The sequence below is a fragment of the Burkholderia sp. R-40 genome, assembly GCF_049942845.1.
GTDB lineage: Bacteria > Pseudomonadota > Gammaproteobacteria > Burkholderiales > Burkholderiaceae > Burkholderia > Burkholderia ambifaria.
In genome coordinates, this window is sequence record NZ_CP187968.1 from 2,155,516 (window position 1) to 2,175,645 (window position 20,130).

The 20,130-nt window shown below is 68.1% G+C and carries 18 protein-coding genes; 15 read left to right on the plus strand and 3 right to left on the minus strand.

The window, feature by feature from the left end:
- Positions 1 to 618: 618 nt before the first annotated feature.
- The 4 genes from ACP26O_RS26085 (at position 619) to ACP26O_RS26100 (ending at position 4,206) form a co-directional block, all read left to right on the plus strand.
- Positions 619 to 1,515, plus strand: coding sequence for an NAD-dependent protein deacetylase (locus tag ACP26O_RS26085; protein ID WP_175663134.1), 897 nt, complete (start codon positions 619 to 621; stop codon positions 1,513 to 1,515).
- Positions 1,512 to 2,153, plus strand: coding sequence for a DUF938 domain-containing protein (locus ACP26O_RS26090; RefSeq protein WP_175663133.1), 642 nt, complete (start codon positions 1,512 to 1,514; stop codon positions 2,151 to 2,153). The genes ACP26O_RS26085 and ACP26O_RS26090 overlap by 4 nt, the downstream gene beginning before the upstream one ends.
- Positions 2,154 to 2,250: 97 nt before the next feature.
- A complete protein-coding gene (gene gndA / locus ACP26O_RS26095) occupies positions 2,251 to 3,663 on the plus strand; it encodes an NADP-dependent phosphogluconate dehydrogenase (protein WP_006760524.1) in 1,413 nt (470 codons plus the stop codon).
- A gap of 198 nt (positions 3,664 to 3,861) precedes the next feature.
- Complete coding sequence (locus ACP26O_RS26100; protein ID WP_006754857.1) at positions 3,862 to 4,206, plus strand: DUF4148 domain-containing protein; 345 nt, start codon at positions 3,862 to 3,864, stop codon at positions 4,204 to 4,206.
- Positions 4,207 to 4,317: 111 nt separating this feature from the next.
- Here the strand turns inward: ACP26O_RS26100 and ACP26O_RS26105 are convergent, their stop codons facing one another.
- Complete coding sequence (locus tag ACP26O_RS26105) at positions 4,318 to 4,638, minus strand: hypothetical protein (RefSeq protein WP_011658328.1); 321 nt, start codon at positions 4,636 to 4,638, stop codon at positions 4,318 to 4,320.
- Positions 4,639 to 5,051: 413 nt separating this feature from the next.
- Between ACP26O_RS26105 and ACP26O_RS26110 the strand changes: the two genes are divergently transcribed.
- The gene (locus ACP26O_RS26110; protein ID WP_011658329.1) at positions 5,052 to 5,783 is read left to right on the plus strand and encodes a peptidoglycan DD-metalloendopeptidase family protein; all 732 of its coding nucleotides are present in this window, start codon (positions 5,052 to 5,054) and stop codon (positions 5,781 to 5,783) included.
- A 48-nt stretch (positions 5,784 to 5,831) separates the two neighbouring features.
- Here the strand turns inward: ACP26O_RS26110 and ACP26O_RS26115 are convergent, their stop codons facing one another.
- Positions 5,832 to 6,470, minus strand: coding sequence for a Pr6Pr family membrane protein (locus ACP26O_RS26115; RefSeq protein ID WP_175663132.1), 639 nt, complete (start codon positions 6,468 to 6,470; stop codon positions 5,832 to 5,834).
- Positions 6,471 to 6,701: 231 nt separating this feature from the next.
- On the opposite strand from ACP26O_RS26115, the gene ACP26O_RS26120 reads away from it, so the two are divergent.
- The 5 genes from ACP26O_RS26120 (at position 6,702) to ACP26O_RS26140 (ending at position 12,338) form a co-directional block, all read left to right on the plus strand.
- Positions 6,702 to 7,238: a cytochrome b gene (locus tag ACP26O_RS26120; protein WP_175663131.1), complete on the plus strand. Its 537-nt coding sequence runs from the start codon at positions 6,702 to 6,704 to the stop codon at positions 7,236 to 7,238.
- Positions 7,239 to 7,394: 156 nt separating this feature from the next.
- Positions 7,395 to 7,763, plus strand: a complete 369-nt coding sequence (locus ACP26O_RS26125) for a DUF2946 domain-containing protein (RefSeq protein ID WP_175663130.1) — start codon at positions 7,395 to 7,397, stop codon at positions 7,761 to 7,763.
- An 83-nt stretch (positions 7,764 to 7,846) separates the two neighbouring features.
- Positions 7,847 to 9,976: a TonB-dependent copper receptor gene (locus ACP26O_RS26130; protein WP_175663129.1), complete on the plus strand. Its 2,130-nt coding sequence runs from the start codon at positions 7,847 to 7,849 to the stop codon at positions 9,974 to 9,976.
- Between the two features lie 229 nt (positions 9,977 to 10,205).
- Positions 10,206 to 11,300, plus strand: coding sequence for an esterase/lipase family protein (locus tag ACP26O_RS26135; RefSeq protein WP_175663128.1), 1,095 nt, complete (start codon positions 10,206 to 10,208; stop codon positions 11,298 to 11,300).
- Positions 11,301 to 11,303: 3 nt separating this feature from the next.
- Positions 11,304 to 12,338 (plus strand): lipase secretion chaperone, encoded by a 1,035-nt coding sequence (locus tag ACP26O_RS26140; protein WP_175663127.1) that lies wholly within the window; start codon positions 11,304 to 11,306, stop codon positions 12,336 to 12,338.
- Between the two features lie 39 nt (positions 12,339 to 12,377).
- On the opposite strand, the gene ACP26O_RS26145 is transcribed toward ACP26O_RS26140, so the two are convergent.
- Positions 12,378 to 13,901 (minus strand): PLP-dependent aminotransferase family protein, encoded by a 1,524-nt coding sequence (locus tag ACP26O_RS26145; RefSeq protein WP_175663126.1) that lies wholly within the window; start codon positions 13,899 to 13,901, stop codon positions 12,378 to 12,380.
- 108 nt (positions 13,902 to 14,009) lie between these two features.
- On the opposite strand from ACP26O_RS26145, the gene ACP26O_RS26150 reads away from it, so the two are divergent.
- From ACP26O_RS26150 to ACP26O_RS26170, 5 genes are all read left to right on the plus strand, one after another.
- Entirely contained in the window at positions 14,010 to 15,107 is a 1,098-nt protein-coding gene (locus ACP26O_RS26150; protein WP_105831394.1) for an ABC transporter ATP-binding protein, read from the plus strand.
- 77 nt (positions 15,108 to 15,184) lie between these two features.
- Entirely contained in the window at positions 15,185 to 16,231 is a 1,047-nt protein-coding gene (locus ACP26O_RS26155) for an ABC transporter substrate-binding protein (RefSeq protein ID WP_011658338.1), read from the plus strand.
- A 102-nt stretch (positions 16,232 to 16,333) separates the two neighbouring features.
- Positions 16,334 to 17,596 (plus strand): ABC transporter permease, encoded by a 1,263-nt coding sequence (locus tag ACP26O_RS26160; protein WP_175663305.1) that lies wholly within the window; start codon positions 16,334 to 16,336, stop codon positions 17,594 to 17,596.
- A 37-nt stretch (positions 17,597 to 17,633) separates the two neighbouring features.
- A complete protein-coding gene (locus ACP26O_RS26165; protein ID WP_040141016.1) occupies positions 17,634 to 18,470 on the plus strand; it encodes an ABC transporter permease in 837 nt (278 codons plus the stop codon).
- A gap of 213 nt (positions 18,471 to 18,683) precedes the next feature.
- A complete protein-coding gene (locus ACP26O_RS26170) occupies positions 18,684 to 20,093 on the plus strand; it encodes an MFS transporter (protein WP_175663125.1) in 1,410 nt (469 codons plus the stop codon).
- Positions 20,094 to 20,130 lie beyond the last annotated feature (37 nt).

Here is a 20,130-nt window from a genome sequence, read left to right on the forward strand (position 1 = left end):
ACAGAAGACGGGGACAACAGAATGAAAACAGACCGAATCGCAACGCGCCGTGTTGCAAACATGAATCGCCGACCTGCCCGTGACTTCGCGTCGCCGTTGATTGCGGCGACGTGAGCGCGCGGCCTTCCATTCCATCCGAACCCACCGGATTCGTTCTGAACGACGACGTGCACGCGTGACGCGCGAGGCCGACGATTGCCGGTCGGTCGTCGGGGATGAACCGCCGGTGCATGCAGATGGCGACCATGACTTCCGGATCATCATGCCGACGCGCGAAACGCGGGCGCACCGCGCCCGACGCTTGCGCATGTGTTTCGCATGCGGTCCAGCGCGGCGATCCGCGCACCAAACAGGAAATAGAAGGTGTAGTTCCGGGGAAAGGTCCGCCGGCCGTGCCGCGGCGGATCCGATGACATTGTGCTGTCAGTTGATCCACTACCCCGATGGATCAATTGTTGAAGCGCCCGTCACCATGTGGTCGATGGGCGTCTTTTTTTGCGCGCCGGTCTCGCGCGCGGACCGCCGGCCCGATCGCGCGGCGTTCTGTATCATGTGCTGGCGCGCTGGCCGCCCGTGCGGTGCACGACCTGCCGCCGCGCCCGAACACGCGCCGCCAACATGAACGACACCACCTTGCACGACCCCTCATCCGCCAGCGTCGATCCGGCTGCGCTCGATGCGCTGCACACGTTCGTCGAGCGCCATCCGCGGCTGCTCGTGCTGACCGGTGCGGGCATCAGCACGGATTCCGGCATTCCCGGCTATCGCGACCACAACGGTCAATGGATGCGCTCCCCGCCGATCCAGCTGCACGAATTCCTCGGTTCCGACGCGGCGCGCCGACGCTACTGGGCGCGCAGCATGATCGGCTGGCCGGTGGTCGGGCGCGCGCAGCCGAACCGCTCGCACGTCGCGCTCGCGCGGCTCGGCGGCGCGGGCCGGATCGAGCGCCTCGTCACACAGAACGTCGACGGCTTGCACCAGCGCGCGGGCAGCGGCGACGTGATCGAACTGCATGGCGGCATCAACCATGTCACGTGCCTCGAATGCGGCGCGCATCACGCGCGCGCGACGATCCAGACCCTGCTCGAAACGGACAACCCGGAACTGCTGGGCGCGCAGGCGGAGCCTGCCGCCGACGGCGACGCGCACCTCGAATGGGCCGCGCTCGACACGTTCCGCATTCCGGCCTGCCCGGCCTGCGGCGGGCTGCTGAAGCCGGCGGTGGTGTTCTTCGGCGAGAACGTGCCGCGCGAGCGCGTCGCGCTGGCGTCGCAGGCGCTCGATGCGGCCGATGCGCTGCTCGTCGTCGGCTCGTCGCTGATGGTGTATTCCGGCTATCGGTTCTGCGTATGGGCGCAGGCGCGGAACAAGCCCGTCGCCGCGCTGAACCTCGGCCGCACGCGCGCCGATCCGATGCTGACGCTGAAGGTCGAGGCGCGATGCGCGCCCGCGCTCGACGCGCTGAACGCGCGGCTCGGCGTGTGCGGCGGTGCACCGGAGCACGCATCGTGACCGGGTCGACGTCTTCGCCCGATCCGTCCGCCCGGCTGTCGGCGCCGGCCGCCGAGCGCAATCGCGGGCCGATCCTCGACGTGCTGCGCCGCGTGCTGCCGGCGAGCGGCAGTGTGCTCGAGATCGCGAGCGGCACCGGGCAGCATGCGGTCCATTTTGCGCAGGCGCTGCCGGGGTTGCGCTGGCAGCCGAGCGATCCCGACGCGCAAGCGCGCCGCTCGATCGCCGCGTGGGTCGCGCATGCGGGCCTCGCGAACCTGGCCGAGCCGCTGGCGTTCGACGTGCGCGATGCGTCGTGGCCGGTCGCGGCGCTCGACGCGATCGTCTGCATCAACATGATTCATATCTCGCCGTGGGCGTGCACCGACGCGCTGTTCGACGGCGCGTCGCGCGCGCTGCGCCCCGGCGGCGTGCTGTTCCTGTACGGCCCGTATCGCCGCGAAGGCCGGCACACGGCGCTGTCCAACGAAGCCTTCGACCAGCAGCTGCGCAGCCGCGACCCGTCGTGGGGCGTGCGCGATCTCGAGGCGGTCGTGGCGCTCGGCCTCGATCGCGGGCTCGACTGCATCGAGGTCGTCGAGATGCCGGCGAACAACCTGAGTGTCGTGTTCCGCCGGCTGCCGCACGCGGAGCAATGACACGCCGGCGCGCATCGCGGCCGGGTTTCCACTATCCTTTCGCCTGTGCGCGCGGCCCGGTTCGGGTCGCGCCCCGTTTTTTCCGGAGAATTGAATAATGGGCAAACAAGCCATCGGTGTGATCGGACTCGCGGTGATGGGCCGCAATCTCGCACTCAATATCGAGAGCCGCGGTCATGCGGTGTCGGTGTACAACCGCAGCCGCGCGAAAACCGACGAACTGATCGCCGAATTCCCCGGTCGCAATCTGGTACCGACCTATACGCTCGAGGAGTTCGTCGCGTCGCTCGAAACGCCGCGCCGGATCCTGATGATGGTGAAGGCCGGCGAAGCGACCGATGCAACGATCGCCTCGCTCAAGCCGCTGCTCGAGAAGGGCGACGTGCTGATCGACGGCGGCAATACGCATTTCACCGACACGATCCGCCGCAACCAGGAACTCGCGCAATCGGGCCTGCACTTCATCGGCACTGGCGTGTCGGGCGGCGAAGAGGGCGCGCTGCGCGGCCCGTCGATCATGCCTGGCGGCCAGCGCGACGCATACGACCTGGTCGAGCCGATCCTCAAGCAGATCGCCGCGAAGGCGCCGTCGGACGGCGAGCCGTGCGTCGCGTACATGGGCCCGGACGGTGCGGGCCACTACGTGAAGATGGTCCACAACGGGATCGAATACGGCGACATGCAGCTGATCGCCGAGAGCTATGCGGTGCTGAAGGACGTCGCGGGCCTGACCAACGACGAACTCGGCGCGGTGTACACCGAGTGGAACCAGGGCGAGCTCGACAGCTACCTGATCGAGATCACGTCGAAGATCTTCGGCAAGAAGGACGACGCAACCGGCAAGCACCTCGTCGACGTGATCCTCGATCGCGCCGCGCAGAAGGGCACCGGCAAGTGGACGAGCCAGAACGCGCTGGATCTGGGCGTGCCGCTGCCGCTCATCACCGAGTCGGTGTTCGCACGCGTGCTGTCGTCGCTGAAGACGGAGCGTGTCGCGGCCAGCAAGATCCTGTCGGGCCCGGCCGCGGCACCGTTCGACGGCGATCGTGCGGCGTTCATCGAAGCGGTGCGCCGCGCGCTGTACCTGAGCAAGGTGATCTCGTACGCGCAGGGCTTCGCGCAGCTGCGCACGGCGTCCGAAGAGTACGGCTGGAGCCTCGACCTCGGGACGATCGCGAAGATCTTCCGCGCGGGCTGCATCATCCGCGCGCGTTTCCTGCAGAAGATCACGGACGCGTACGCGAAGGATCCGGCGCTCGCGAACCTGCTGCTCGACCCGTACTTCAAGGACATCGCCGCGAACTACCAGGCTTCGCTGCGCGACGTCGTGGTGGCCGCGGTGAAGGCCGGCGTGCCGGTGCCGGCGTTCGCGTCGGCGGTCGCGTACTTCGACAGCTACCGCTCCGAGCGGCTGCCGGCGAACCTTGTGCAGGCGCAGCGAGACTTCTTCGGCGCGCACACGTTCGAGCGCACCGACAAGCCGGGCAGCTTCCACGCGAACTGGTCGTAACCGGCTGCGAGGACGGTATTGTTGCGAAATTCTATTCTTTGAGTAGGGTTTTTCGTTCCCGGATCCCGGAATTGTTGGCTCCGCGGAAACAGTGTTTTCGTTCTTTCATGGTTTTCCCTAGGTGATCTCCGGACTAAACTTTGATCAATCGCTGCAGACATGGTGTGTGCGGCGAAGCAAAAAATACCGGAGGTAATCATGAAATCGCTGATCGCAACGTTCGCTGCAGCTGCTGTCCTCGCCGTTCCCGCCGTGTCGTTTGCCCAACAGAACGCGCCCGTCACCCGTGCGCAGGTCAAGGCCGAGCTGGCCGAGCTGCAACAGGCCGGCTACAAGCTGGGCAGCGACCGTACCGACTACCCGGCAGGCATCCAGGCAGCTGAAGCCCGTCTGAGCCCGCAACAAAACGTCGCCGCTGCCGATACGAGCGGCTACGGCGCGCAATCGGCCGCCCAGCAAGAGTCGGGCGCTCCGGCAGCCGCCAAGACCGGCTGGCAAGTGAAGCGCGTGTCGGATGGCGCACCGGTCTACAAGGGTCGTTAATCGCCTTCGATCGCCGGCCGCGTGCGCGGCCTGAGCTGATACCGAGCAGTACACGCAGCCCGTCGTTCCGCATCACGGAACGACGGGCTGTTTTCATTGGCGTCCGCCGCGTCAGTGCAGCGGCCGCGGACCGCGGCCGATGTCCCGGAACAGCGCCTCGGCCGGTTCGAGCGCTTGCAGCCACGCTTCGTCGTAGCCGCTCAGCGTGTCGAGCGCCTCGCGCAGCCGCTCGATCGCGAGCACCGGCAGCTCGACGCTGTGCCGGGTCGCGCCGCTCAGGTGCGCGACGCTCGCCAGCTGGACGAGGGCGTCCGCGGCTTCGGCGACGTCCGTCGCGAACACCAGGTGCCGGTTGAGCAATTCGACGAGGCCGCTGGAACCGGCGAAATCCTCGGCGTTGAGCTGCACGGACAGAAACGTCGCATTGTTCATGTTGATCTCCTCTTTATTGGCGGATCGTGCGGTGCATCTCGGAGTATAGGAGGTGGCCGGCAACGGGGCATTGGTCGGCCGGCCGCCCCGGTCCAGCCGGCAGGAACCCGCCCGGACGCCCGCGCGGCGCGGCTTGCGGGCCGTCGGCGCGTGGCCGGGGCGATGCAAGATTGTTGCCGGGTCGTGCGCCTGTCGCGGTCCCGACCGCGACAAATGGTATCTTTCACGATCGGGACGACGTGCAAATGGCGCGAAAAGGGGGCCGGTGAGCCCCGTCGCGTCGGCGTCCCGCTGTGGAAACTGACGGCCGCGACAGCGGTCGGATACTGGTTGGTCCGGCCGTGCGGCCGGACATCGTGCGTCGCGTGCCGGAGGGCGGTGGGCGGCGCATCGACGCAAATCCGGGAGGACCCTTGAGAGAAACGATTCCGATCCACGAGGCGCTCGCGCGCTGGTTGCCGCAGGCGGCGCTCATCGTCGCGGCCGCCGCGCTGACGGGCTGTACGATGACGCCGTGGACCGACAGCTGGCAGCCGGTGCGGCCGTCGACGCCCATGTCGGCCGCCACGCCGGGCGTGATCGCCGGCTATTACCGCGTGAATCCGGGCGACACGCTCGCCGGCATCGCCGCCGCCTACGGGCAGCGCGTGCAGGACCTGGCCAGCTGGAACCGCATGTCGCCCAATGACGCCGTGTCGCCCGGCCAGGTGCTGCGCGTCGCGCCGCCGCCTGCCGCGACGTCGCTCGGGCAGCCGTCCACCGCGGCGCAACCGGGCTCGCTGGCATGGCCGGCGACGGGAAGCGTCGCCGCGCCGTTCTCGGCCGGCAGGACGCGCGGCATCACGATCGCCGCGTCGGGCCCCGACCATTCGGTGCGGGCCGCGGCAAACGGGCGGGTGGTCTACGCCGGCTCCGGCGTGAAGGCGTACGGCCCGCTCGTGATCCTGAAGCACGACAACGGGCTCATCACGGCCTACGGGCACAACGGCAGGCTGCTCGTCAACGAAGGCGACGCGGTGCGCGTGGGCCAGCCGATCGCCGAGATGGGCACCGACGCGAGCGGCCGCTCGACGTTCGAGTTCGAGGTCCGGCAGAACGGCAAGGTCGTCGATCCGATGAACTTCCTGCCGCGCAACGGCGGCTGACGCGCCGCATCACGACGTGTGCGCCTAGCGGCGCACACGTTCCCGCCTTCATCCTTCCTTAAGCTCCGTGGCGTCAGACTGTCTCGCATGATTGCCGAGCCAGCGAATGCCCACCGCGAGCCCCGTCGCGCCGAGCGCGATCAGCGAACACTGGATCGCGACCGGCAGATAGCCGTGCGGCCGGGGATCGACGAACGGATACGGATACCAGTTCTCCACCGAGCCGCGCACGAGCGTATAGCCGAGATAGACGATCGGAAAGGCGAGCCATGCGAGCGCGCTGCGCCGCGGGATCGGCGAGCGCGGCTCCACGTACAGCCAGTCGCACAGCACCACGAGCGGCACGATCCGGTGCAGGACCCAGTTGTTCAGGGCTGGTGTGACGTGCAGCAGCGCGTCGAGCCGGGCGAGCAGCAGCTCGTAGACGATCGCGGTGATCAGCATGTAGAGCACGGCGGCGCCGCGCATCGATTCATAGCGGGGCGAGCCCGGGCGCGTGACGCGCGACAGCCCCGCGATCAGCATGACCGCCGCATACAGGCTGCTCAGTTGGGTGAAGTAGCTGAGGTAGTTGCCGAGATGAAAGGTCGGCATGGCCCAGTAGTCGGCGACGCTGTGCAGCGTGGTCGACACCGCGAGCAACGCGGCGATCAGCCGGTAGGCCGCAACGAAGAACGCTTTGCTCATGATGCCCGCGCAACGTCGCACGAAAGCTTCATCGTGCCACAGCCATCGGCGCGCGCGATGCGGATTTTCCATATGACGGCGCGGTGACGCGTGGCTGCGCGAATTCTTCGGATATTTGATCGGGCCGGGCAACAGCGGCCGCACGCGGGGCTACAATCGGTGCAGCCGCCGGGTACCGCCCGGCGCTGCATCTGCCTGCCCCACATACAAACGAGAAACACGAGACCAAGCATGAGAAACATCCTCGCGAAACAGACGCGCTACAGCTCGCCTGCGATCTTCTTTCACTGGATCATCTTCCTGCTGGTGGCGCTGGCCTACCTCGCCATCGAGATTCGCGGACCGAAAGGCAGCGACAGTCGCGCGTTCTGGATGAACGTGCACTTGCTCGCGGGTACGTCGGTGCTCGTGCTCTCGGTGCTGCGCGTGTTGTGGCGCGTGGTCAGCCGCGTGCCGGAGCCCATCGTGCAGGCGCCGCTGCTCAAGTGGCTGTCGAAGCTCGCGCATGTCGCGCTGTACGTATTCATCATCGCCCAGCCGCTGCTCGGCATCATGATGATCAACCTGGGCGGCAAGCCCGTGTCGCTCGACTGGATCGGCGTGTCGTTCACGCTGTTCGGCCCGGACAAGGCGCTGCGGCCGACGATCAAGGAGGTGCACGAACTGCTCGGCAATGCGTTCTACTTCGTGATCGGGCTGCATGCGCTGGCCGCGCTTTATCACCATTTCGTGCGGCGCGACGACGTGCTGCGACGCATGGCGCCGTGATCGCCGCGCGCTGAAGCCGCGCGGCAGCCGGGGGCGCATGGTTGTGTTGACAACCATGCGCCCCCGGTTCGTTTACCGCGATGCGCGGCTGGCCTTCGCGGCGAACCTTCGGTAACATCTCGGCTGTTTTTACATTCCGCTTACGCGTCGCCGCGCATGCTGCATCGACATCGTCATCTGACCGCCTGGCTCGGCGTGTTCGCGATCTGGCTCGCGATCGCGGCGCCGCTGGTGTCGCAGTGGCGACTCGCACGGGTGGCAACCCCCGACGCGATTGTCTGCGGTAGCGAGCATGGCGCGCACCGCGCGCCCGATGCAGGCCACGCGCACGATCCCGCGCGCCATCTCGATGCGTGCGGCTATTGCGGCTTCTTCGCGCACAGTCCCGCGATCGGCGGCGCGGCCGCCGTATCGTTCGCTTTCGTCCCCACCGAGGTCGTTTCCGCCGTCGCGCCGCATGCCGTCGCGCCGCGCGCCACACCCTATCCGCGCGCGTATCCACGCGCACCGCCCGAGCGCGCCTGACGCGCTGCTTTCCGTTCCATTCATCGCCGACATCCGTGCGGTCCGTCGAGGCCGCGTGGAGGGCGTCACTCGGGCTTTCGATCATGACCATTCCTTCCTTGCGCACGCCGAGGGCGTCGCGCCATTGCCGCGCGCGATGCGTGCCGCGCATGCTGAAACTCACCATTCCCGCGCTGGCCGTCGGCGCGATGAGCGCGGCGGCCGCCGCTGAAGCCGCGCGCGCGGCCGGTGCGCCGACGGACGACGCGGCCGTGCTGCTGCCGCCCGTCGAAGTCGTCGCGTCGCCGCTGACGACACCGCTCGTCATCGTCACGGATCCGAAGACGCCGCGCCAGCCGCTGCCGGCCAGCGACGGCGCCGACTACCTGAAGACGATCCCCGGCTTCACGTCGATCCGCAGCGGCGGGACGAACGGCGACCCCGTGCTGCGCGGGATGTTCGGTTCGCGGCTGAACATTCTGGCGAACGGGATGCCGACGCTCGGTGCGTGTCCGAACCGGATGGATGCGCCGACCTCGTATATCGCGCCGGAAAGCTATGACAAGGTCACGGTCGTGAAGGGGCCGCAGACCGTGCTGTACGGCCCCGGCGCATCGGCCGGCACCGTGCTGTTCGAACGCGTGACGCCGCGTTTCGAGCGCCCCGGCATGCGCTTCGACAGCAGCGTGGTCGGCGGCTCGTTCGGCCGCAACGATCAGAACGTCGACGTGACGGCCGGCACGCCGGACGTCTATGGCCGCGTGAGCGCGAACCACGCGCACGCGCAGGATTACAAGGACGGCAACGGCAACACCGTGCCGTCGCAATGGGACAAATGGAACGCGGATGCGGCGCTCGGCTGGACACCCGACGATCACACGCGCGTCGAGCTGACGGCCGGCACCGGTGACGGTTATGCGCGCTATGCGGGGCGCGGGATGGACGGCGCGCATTTCCGCCGCGAGACGTTCGGCCTGTCGTTCGACAAGCGGCATCTCGGCGACGCGCTCGACCGCATCGAGGCGCGCGTGTACTACAACGAAGCCGACCATGTGATGGACAACACCACGCTGCGGCAGCCCGACCCGACCAGCAGCATGCCGATGCGGATGGCATCCGAAGTGCGGCGCCGCACGCTCGGCGCGCGGGCGGCGGCGACGTTTCGTTTCGGCGACGACTTCAAGCTCGTCACCGGCGTCGACGCGCAGTCGAACCGGCTCGACGCGCGCTCGGCGATGGGGCGGCAGAACTACGGCGACCAGCCGTGGGATGCGCAGGCGACGATGTGGAATGCGGGCGCGTTCGGCGAGCTGACGTGGTATGCGAGCGGTGCGGCGCGCGTGATCGGCGGCGCGCGGGTCGACTACGCGAGCGCCCGCGACAAGCGTGCGACGACGAGCGGGATGATGGCGAGCAAGCCGAATCCCACCTTCGACGACGATCGCGCGCGCGTGCTGCCGAGCGGCTTCGTGCGCTACGAGCGCGATCTCGCGTCGCTGCCGGTCACGTGGTACGCGGGAGTCGGTCACGCGGAACGCTATCCGGACTACTGGGAGCTGTTCTCCGCGAAGCGCGGGCCGGCCGGTTCGGTCAACGCGTTCTCGGCGGTGCAGCCGGAGAAGACCACGCAGCTCGACATCGGCGCGCAGTACAAGGGCGAGCGGGTCGATGCGTGGGTGTCGGCCTACGCAGGCTATGTGCAGGACTACATCCTGTTCGATTACGCGGCCGGGATGATGGGGCCGACCACGCAGGCGACCAACGTCAACGCGCAGATCTTCGGTGGCGAAGCCGGTGTGTCGTGGCGGCCAGTCGCACCGCTGCGCATCGAGACGTCGCTTGCGTATGCATGGGGGCGCAACGCGACGAGCGGCGATCCGTTGCCGCAGATGCCGCCGCTCGAGGCGCGCGTCGGGCTCGAATACTCGCGCGGCGCATGGTCGGCCGGCGGCTTGTGGCGGATCGTTGCGCCGCAGCATCGCTATGCGTTGAACGAGGGCAACGTGGTCGGCAAGGACTTCGGTCCGAGCGCCGGGTTCGGCGTGCTGTCGCTGCACGCGCAGTACAACGTCAGCAAGAAGGTGCAGATTTCGGTCGGCGTCGACAACCTGCTGGACAAGGCGTATGCGGAACACCTGAACCTCGCCGGCAACGCGGGCTTCGGCTATCCGGCGAACGCGCCGGTGATGGAGCCGGGGCGTACGGCATGGGTGCGCGTGAGCGCGAAGCTCTGACGCACGACGCGTGTGCGATGCAGCATGCGCGCGCATCGACGCGACCCCGCCCGAACGGGCGGGGCGCGTCAACCGATTAGAGAACCGTATCTAGTCAGGGCGCAAACGTTGGCGACTCGTGATTCACTCCCGCATTCGACGCACACGATGGCCGCGACTGTCGGCAACGTGCCGTGCGCGTCGATCCGATCTCATTCGCACCGGCAGCACAATAATCAGGAGAACAAGCATGGCTAGATCGATGCGTTCCAGGGTGGTGGCAGGAGCAGTGGCATGCGCGATGAGCGTCGCGCCGTTCGCGGGGACGACCGCGCTGATGACGCTCGCGACGACGCATGCGGCGATGGCGGCGACCGCGCCGTCGGACGACTACGCGACGACGCGTTATCCGATCATTCTCGTGCACGGGCTCACCGGCACCGACAAGTACGCGGGCGTGCTCGACTACTGGTATGGCATTCAGGAGGACCTGCAACAGCACGGCGCGACCGTCTACGTCGCGAACCTGTCCGGATTCCAGAGCGACGACGGCCCGAATGGACGCGGCGAACAGTTGCTCGCTTACGTGAAGACGGTGCTCGCCGCGACTGGTGCGACGAAGGTCAACCTGGTCGGTCACAGCCAGGGCGGCCTCACGTCGCGCTATGTGGCGGCCGTCGCGCCCGAGCTCGTTGCGTCGGTGACGACGATCGGCACGCCGCATCGCGGCTCCGAGTTCGCCGACTTCGTGCAGGGCGTGCTCGCTTACGATCCGACCGGGCTGTCTTCGTCGGTGATCGCCGCGTTCGTCAATGTGTTCGGGATCCTGACGAGCAGCAACAACAACACGAACCAGGACGCGCTCGCCGCGCTGAAGACGCTGACGACCGCCCAGGCCGCCACGTACAACCAGAACTATCCGAGCGCGGGCCTCGGCGCGCCGGGCAGTTGCCAGACGGGTGCGCCGACGGAGAGCGTCGGCGGCAATACGCACCTGCTGTATTCGTGGGCCGGCACGGCGATCCAGCCGACCGTTTCCGCGTTGGGCGTCACGGGCGCGGCCGACACCAGCACGATTCCGCTGGTCGATCCGGCGAACGCGCTCGACCTGTCGACGCTTGCGTTGCTCGGCACGGGCACGGTGATGATCAATCGCGCGTCGGGCCAGAACGACGGGCTCGTGTCGAAGTGCAGCGCGTTGTACGGGAAGGTGCTGAGCACGAACTACAAGTGGAACCATGTCGACGAGATCAACCAGTTGCTCGGCGTGCGCGGTGCGTATGCGGAAGATCCGGTCGCGGTGATCCGCACGCATGCGAACCGGTTGAAGCTCGCGGGCGTGTGATCGATGACGGCACGTGAAGGACGCGCGCCGCTGGCGTGGCGCGTGGTGGTTTACGGTGCGGTCGGGATGGCGGCGATCGCCGGCGTCGCGATCTGGAGCGGCGCGGCGTCGCATCGCGGTGCCGACATGGCGCACCTGTCGGCCGATGCGGCGGCGCGCGACGGCGGCAGCGCCGCACCGCCGCCGCCCGCACTGCCGGCAAGCGCGGGCCTGCCGTCGCCGCTTGCCGGTTCCAGCGCGCCGCGGCTGCCGCTCGATGCCGGCGGCCATCTCGCGAGGTCGCGCGCGGTTCGCGATTTCTTCGACTATTGCCTGAGCGCGCGGAGCGACCTGAGCACGACCGCGCTCGATGCGCTCGTCGTGCGCGAAATCGCCGCGCAGCTCGACGGCACGATCGCGCAGCCCGAGGCGCTCGACGTCTGGCATCGATATCGCGCGTATCTCGACGCGCTCGCGAAGCTGCCGGACGCCGGCGCGGTCGACAAGTCGGATCTCAGTGCGCTGCAGCTCGCGCTCGACCAGCGCGTGTCGATCGCGTACCGGACGCTCGGCGACTGGAGCCAGCCGTTCTTCGGCACCGAGCAGTGGCGGCAGCGCTATGATCTCGCCCGGCTGAAGATTGCGCAGGACCGCACGCTGACGGAGGCGCAGAAGGCGGAGCGGCTCGCGGCGCTCGCGCAGCAGATGCCGGCCGACGAACGCGCGGCACGGCAGAAGGCGGACCGGCAGCAGGCAGCGATCGACCAGATCGCGCAATTGCAGAAGAGCGGGGCGACGCCCGACGCGATGCGCGCGCAACTGACGCAGACGCTCGGGCCCGACGCCGCCGCACGCGTCGCGCAGATGCAGCAGGACGACGCGTCGTGGCAGAGCCGCTACGCCGACTATGCGGCGCAGCGCGCGCAGATCGAAGCGGCCGGGCTGTCGCCGCAGGATCGCGACGCGCAGATCGCCGCGCTAAGACAGCGCATGTTCTCGAAGCCCGGCGAAGCAGTGCGAGCGGCGTCGCTCGACCGCGGCGCGGCTGCCGCGCGATGACGAACGATAACGCGTGATCGCGCGCGATGGCGCACGCCATCACGCCGCGCGCGTGAAGTGCCGCGGCAGGTGCTGTTCGATGGTTGCCGCGAGCGTGTCGAACGCGGGGCCGATGCCTTCGTGCGCGACGCATGCATAGCCGAGCAGCAGGCCGCGGCGTGCGGTGTCCAGCCGACTGTAGTAGCTGGTCAGCGGGCGCACGATCACGCCCGCATCGAACGCGCTTTGCGTGACCGCGCGATCGTCGCATGCGTCGGGCAGGCCGAGCACCAGATGCAGGCCGGCTTCGTCGCCCATCACCGGCAGCGCGTCGCCGAAACGCGCATGGATCGCATCGATCAGCAATTGCCGGCGCTCGCCGTACAGCGTGCGCATTCGTCTGACATGCGAAGTGAGGTGCCCGTCCATGATGAACTCGGCGAGCACGGCCTGCTGCATCAGCTGGCCCTCGCGATACAGCTCCGACAGCCCGGTGCGGAACGTGTCGACCAGATGCTCGGGCACGACCATGTAGCCCATCCGCAGGCCCGGGAACAGCATCTTGCCGAGGCTGCCGACGTAGATCACGCGGCCGCCGTCGTCGAGCCCCTGCAGCGACGCGAGCGGGCGGCTGCCGTAGCGGAATTCGCTGTCGTAGTCGTCCTCGATGATCCAGCAGCGGTGCCGGCGCGCGTATTCGAGCAGCATCCGGCGCCGCGCGAGGCTCATCACCATCCCGAGCGGATACTGGTGCGACGGCGTGACGAGCACGAGCCGCGGCGGCTGCTGCATGTCGGCCGCGCTCGGATCGATGCCTTCCTGGTCGACCGGCACCGGCGTGAGCGTGAGGCCGGTCGCCTGCAGCACGCTGCGCACGCCCCAGTAGCACGGTTCCTCGACCCACGCGCGATCGCCGATGTCGGACAGCAGCCGCACCGCAAGGTCGATCGACTGGTGGATGCCGGTCGTGATGATCACCTGATCCGGCGAGCATTTGACCGAGCGCGCGACGCGCAGATAGTCGGCGAGCGCGCGTCGCAGCGGCCGGTAGCCGCCGCCCGGCGCATAGGTCAGCAGCTCGGGATTCGCTTCCTTCCACAGTCGCGCCTGCAGGCGGCTCCAGGTGCGGCTCGGGAATTCCGATACGTCCGGCACGCCCGGCATGAACGCGCCCCATTGACGTCGCGACACGCCCGCGTGCTCGATCAGCTGCCGGCCGCGCATCGACAGGCCGCCGTGCGCGTCCGGCAACGGCGCTTCGTCGGCGGCTGACGGCGGCGGCGCGGCGCCCGGCGCGTGGATCACGGCGGCGTCCGGCCGCGTGTCGGCCACGTAGGTGCCGCTGCCGGTCGTCGTCAGCACGTAGCCTTCGGCGGTGAGCTGGTCGTACACGTGCAGCACGGTATTGCGCGCGATCGACAGGTCGGCCGCGAGCGTGCGCGAACTCGGCAGTTTTGTGCCCGGCCCCAATTCCCCGGTCAGGATGGCCTGCTGCATCAGCTGCAGCAACTGCCGGTACATCGGTTCGGGCGAGCTGCGGTCGATCCGGCCCGAGAGCCAGTCAGCGACGATGACGGTGTCCAAAGTGGTCCCACGCGGAATATTGAAATGGTTCCCTATTGTAGGACCGTGCGCGCCGTATAGTGAATCTCATCTCATAATCAATTGTCGCGCAGCAAGGGGACAGCCACGATGAAGTCCGATGATGTGATCGTCAGCTTTCGCGGCGTGCGGAAGACCTACGACGGGGAGACGCTGGTCGTCAAATCGCTCGACCTCGACATCCACCGAGGGGAATTCCTGACGCTGCTCGGGCCGTCCGGCTCGGGCAAGACCACCTGCCTGATGATGCTGGCGGGCTTCGAGTTTCCGACGGGCGGTGAAATCTGGCTCGACGGCGAACTGCTGAATACCGTGCCGCCGCACAAGCGCAACATCGGCATGGTGTTCCAGAACTACGCGCTGTTCCCCCATCTGACGGTCGAGCAGAACGTCGCGTATCCGCTGACGGTGCGCAAGCTGTCGGCCGCCGAGCGCGCGGAGCGCGTCGCGCATGCGCTGAAGATGGTGCAGATGGAACGCTTCGCGAAGCGCTATCCGGCGCAGTTGTCGGGCGGCCAGCAGCAGCGCATCGCGCTCGCGCGGGCCCTCGTGTTCGAGCCGAAGCTGGTGCTGATGGACGAGCCGCTCGGCGCGCTCGACAAGCAGTTGCGCGAACACATGCAGTACGAACTGAAGGCGCTGCACGAGAAGCTCGGCGTGACCTTCGTCTACGTGACGCACGACCAGGGCGAGGCGCTGACGATGTCCGATCGCGTCGCCGTGTTCGACAAGGGCATCGTGCAGCAGCTCGATACCGTCGATTGCCTGTACGAATCGCCGTGCAACGAATTCGTCGCGAACTTCATCGGCGACAGCAACCGGCTGCGCGGCACCATCGCGCGCGTCGACGGCGAGTTCTGCGAATTCCGGCTCGACGACGGCACGCAGCTCGTCGGGCGCCGCATCGGCGATGCGGCCGAAGGCGCGCCGGCCGTCGCGTGCATCCGCCCCGAACGCATGAGCCTTGCGGCCAACGGTCACGCGAATGGCGCCCCCGCCAATCGCGTGACCGGCGAGGCGCGCAGTCTCATCTATTTCGGCGATCACGTGCGCATGCGCTGCGCGCTGCCGGGCCAGGAGGAATGCTTCGTGAAGGTGCCGCTCGGCACGGATGCGCTCCACGCGTTCGCGCCCGGCGCACCGGTCGCACTCGCCTTCGCGCCCGAGCACCTGCGCGTGTTCGCGTGACACCGGGTTTCACCGTTTTTCCGTAGCACGTCGTCAACAACAAAGCCCATTTCCACCACGAGAGGAGAGGAACCATCATGAACGGAGCAAGCTCAACCGCACGTCGCACCGCGCTCGCACTGGCACTGGCTGTCGTCGGCGCATCGGCCACGGCGGCCGAACTCACGGTCGTCAACTTCGGCGGCGCGAACGGCGACGCGCAGAAAGCCGCATTCAACCAGCCGTTCGAGAAGGCGACCGGCAACAAGGTCACGGCCGTCGAGTACAACGGCGAGCAGGCGAAAGTGAAGGCGATGGTCGAGGCGAAGCACGTCAACTGGGACGTGGTCGAAGTCGAATCGGGCGACCTGAACCGCGGCTGCGACGAAGGGCTGTACGAGAAGCTCGACTGGTCGAAGATCGCGAAGAAGTCCGACCTGATTCCGGAAGCGCCGCAGGTGTGCGGCGTCGGCTTCTTCGTGTGGTCGACCGCGCTGTCCTATAACGCGGACAAGCTGAAGTCCGCGCCGACCGGCTGGGCCGATTTCTGGAACGTGAAGAAATTCCCCGGGAAGCGCGGGATGCGCAAGGGCGCGCGCTACAACCTCGAGTTCGCGCTGATGGCTGACGGCGTCGCGACGAAGGACGTGTACAAGGTGCTCGGCACGAAGGCCGGCCAGGACCGCGCGTTCAAGAAGCTCGACGAGCTGAAGCCGTACATCCAGTGGTGGGAAGCCGGCGCGCAGCCGCCGCAGTTCCTGGTGGCCGGCGACGTCGTGATGTCGACCGCGTACAACGGCCGTATCGATGCCGCGCAGAAGGAAGGCAAGAACCTGAAGGTCGTGTGGAACGGCAGCATCTACGACCTCGATTACTGGGCGATTCCGAAGGGCTCGCCGAACAAGGCGCTGGCCGAGAAGTACATCGCGTACACGCTCACGCCGAAGCCGCAGCAAGCGTATGCGCAGCACATCGCGTACGGCCCGACGAACGTCGCGGCGATCAAGTCGCTCGACGCGAAGACGCTCGCGAACCTGCCGAACTCGCCGGCCAACGGCAAGAACGCGGTGCTGGAGGACATCGGCTTCTGGACCGACCACAGCGACGAGCTCGAGCAGCGCTTCAGCGCGTGGGCCACGAAGTAAGCGTCTTCAGGCTGTCCTGATGCAACCTGCCGCGCGACGCGCCGAACGCGTCGCGCGGCATTCCGCCGGATCGAGCCCGGCCGGAGAGAACCGTTGAACACGATGACGATCGCTCCTTCCTCGCCGTCGACAGCCGCGCTCAAGCGCGAACTGAAGGCCGCCGAGGCCCGCAAGCGCACGATGGCGCTGCTGCTGGTCGCGCCGCTCGCGATCTTCCTGCTGCTCATCTTCGTCGTGCCGATCGGCACGCTGCTCACGCGCGCGGTGCAGAACCCCGAGATCGCGACCGCGTTGCCGAAGACAGTCGCCGCGCTGTCGGGCTGGGACCGCAAGGCGCCGCCGGCCGACGCCGCGTACGTCGCGCTCGCGGCCGACATGACGAAGGTCGCCGACAGCGAGGCGATGGGCGCGCTCGCGCGGCGCCTGAACACCGAGATTCCCGGCTACCGCTCGCTCGTCGCGAAGACGGCGCGTGCGATGCCGCTGAAGGGCGACAACGATGCCGTCACGGCGCTGACGCCCGCGCAAACGCGCGCGAAACTGCTCGACCTCGATGCGCGCTGGGGCGATGCCGCGTACTGGCAGGCGATTGCGAAGAACGGCAGCCAGGTGTCGCCGTTCTACCTGCTCGCCGCGCTCGACCACAAGGAGGACGGCTTCGGCCGGATCGTGCAGGCCGATCCCGACCAGTCGATCTATCTGTCGATCTTCGGCCGCACGTTCGTGATCGGCGTCGCGGTCACGCTGTTCGCGCTGCTGCTCGGCTATCCGCTCGCATACTGGATCTCGACGCTGTCGGATCGGCGCGCGAACCTCGTGATGATCCTGGTGCTGATCCCGTTCTGGACGTCGGTGCTGGTGCGCGTGGCCGCGTGGATCGTGCTGCTGCAAAGCGAGGGGCTGATCAACACAGCGCTGATCGGCAGCGGGCTGATCTCGCATCCGCTGGCGCTGCTGTTCAATCGCGTCGGCGTGTACATCTCAATGACGCATATCCTGCTGCCGTTCATGATCCTGCCGCTCTACAGCGTGATGAAGTCGATCCCGCCGACCTACCAGCGCGCGGCCGTGTCGCTCGGCAGCCATCCGTTCGCGGCGTTCTGGCGCGTGTACGTGCCGCAGACCTATCCGGGCGTCGGCGCGGGCGCGCTGCTCGTGTTCATCCTCGCGATCGGCTACTACATCACGCCCGCGCTGCTCGGCGGGCCGAACGACCAGATGGTCAGCTACTACGTCGCGTACTTCACGAACGTGACGATCAACTGGGGCATGGCGTGCGCGCTGGGCGGGCTGCTGCTCGCGGCGACGCTGGTGCTGTATGCGGTGTACGGGCGCTTCACGCGCTCGAACGTGAGCCTCGGCTGAGCGCCGGGCACAGGGAAACAGGAAGGGGATGTCGACCATGAAACTCGCCAGGCCGCTGTTCGCGCCGCACATGTCGTTCGTCGAACGCGCGTGGTATGTCGCGCTGCGCGTACTCGTCGTGCTGACGCTGCTGTACCTGATCCTGCCGGTGCTCGCGATCGTGCCGCTGTCGTTCTCGTCGAGCACGTTCCTCGTCTATCCGATCCCCGGCTTCTCGACGCGCTGGTACGAGAACCTGATCGCGTCCGACGAGTGGCGCATGGCCGCGAAGAACAGCTTCATCGTCGCGCCGTCGGCGACCGTCGTCGCGACCGTGCTCGGCACGCTCGCCGCGATCGGCCTCACGAAGGCGGACTTCCGCGGCAAGGGGCTGCTGATGGCCGTGCTGCTGTCGCCGATGATCGTGCCGGTCGTCGTGGTGGGTGTCGGCATGTACCTGTTCTTCGCGCCGCTCGGGCTCGCGAATACCTACACGGGGCTGATCGCCGCGCACGCGGCGCTCGGCGTGCCGTTCGTCGTGACGACGGTCGCCGCGACCCTGCAGGGCTTCAACCAGAACCTGGTGCGCGCGAGCCTGTCGCTCGGCGCGAATCCCGTCACGACGTTCTTTCGCGTGACGCTGCCGGTGATCGCGCCGGGCGTGATGTCGGGCGCGCTGTTCGCATTCGCGACGTCGTTCGACGAAGTCGTCGTCACGTTGTTCCTCGCGGGCGCGGACCAGACGACGCTGCCGCGCCAGATGTTCACCGGCATTCGCGAGAACATCAGCCCGACGATCGCCGCGCTCGCGACGATCCTCATCATCTTCTCGACGAGCCTGCTGCTCGCGCTCGAATGGCTGCGCGGACGCAACGCGCGACGTGCGGTGTCGTAACGCGATCGTTGTGCCCTCAACGATGCCGCGCACCCGGCGCGGCATCCCGAAGCTTTCGTTTCGCTGACTGACGGCGCGCTTGCCTGCAGGTTCGATGCGGCTCTGTAACAATACGGGTCGCGACGGTACGTGAACCGGTTTCACCGCATGGCATGCGCCGCCGCGCCGCTCAATTCCGCGACGCCGCGCGTCGCTCGTCAGCCGAGCCTCATCTTGTCCGAATTCGCTTCCCCCGCCGGCGCCCGGGAGCCGGCCGTCAACTGGCGCGCGATGTCCGCCGTGCTGCTGGCCGTCGCGCTCGCGACGCTCGACACCGCGATCGCGAACACCGCGCTGCCCGCGATCGCCGCCGACCTGCATGCGTCGCCGGCCGCATCGGTGTGGATCATCAATGCCTACCAGCTCGCGATGGTCGCGACGCTGCTGCCGTTCGCGTCGCTCGGCGACATCGTCGGTCACAAGCGCGTGTATGTCGCGGGCCTCGCGGTGTTCACGCTCGCGTCGCTCGGCTGCTCGCTCGCGTCGACGCTGCCGCAGCTGACGGCGGCGCGGATCGTGCAGGGCTTCGGCGCGAGCGCGATCATGAGCGTGAACGTCGCGCTGATCCGCAACCTGTTTCCCGCGCACCGGCTCGGGCGCGGCGTCGGCTTCAATGCGCTCGTCGTCGGCGTGTCGTTCGCGGTGGGGCCGACGATCGCGTCGTTGATCCTGTCGGTGGCCGCCTGGCCGTGGCTGTTCGCGGTGAACGTGCCGCTCGGCGTGCTCGCGCTTGCCGTCGCGATTCCGTCGCTGCCGCAGTCGGCCCGCGGCAAGCATGTGTTCGATCCGCTCGCCGCGCTGTTCAACGTGATCACGTTCGCGTCGCTGATCTTCGCGCTCGGCGAATTCGCGCAGCGCGGGCCGCTGTCCGTCGTGTTCGCGGCGGCCGCGGTCGCGCTCACGTTCGGCTGGCTGCTGATCCGCCGCCAGGCCGGGCACCCGGCGCCGATGCTGCCGGTCGACCTGTTCCGCCGGCCGGTGTTCACGCTGTCCGCGCTGACGGCCGTGTGCGCGTTTGCCGCGCAGGGGCTTGCGTTCGTATCGCTGCCGTTCTACTTCGAAACCGTCCTGCATCGCAGCGCGGTGGAGACCGGCTTCCTGATGACCCCGTGGTCGGCGGTTGTCGCGCTCGCCGCGCCGATCGCGGGCCGGCTGTCCGACCGTTATCCGCCCGGGTTGCTCGGCGCGATCGGACTCGCGCTGCTGAGCGCGGGGATGGTGGCGCTCGCCGCGCTGCCGAGCGCGCCGAACGTCGTCGACATCGGCTGGCGGATGATGCTGTGCGGCGCGGGCTTCGGCTTCTTCCAGTCGCCGAACCTGAAGGCGCTGATGTCGAGCGCGCCGCCCGAGCGCAGCGGCGGCGCGAGCGGGATCATCGCGACCGCGCGGCTGATCGGGCAGGCGACCGGCGCGGCGCTCGTCGCGCTGTCGTTCGGCATCGCCGGACGCCACGGGCCGACGCTCGCGCTGATGCTCGGTGCGGGCTTTGCCGGCGCCGCGAGCGTCGCGAGCGGGTTGCGGCTCTTCGCGCCGTCGCATCGCGCCGGCGCGCCGGTGCCGGTGAAGGAGCGGGCGACGGAGTAGCACACCGAAGCCTGGAAATCCTTCGGCCGGCGCGCGC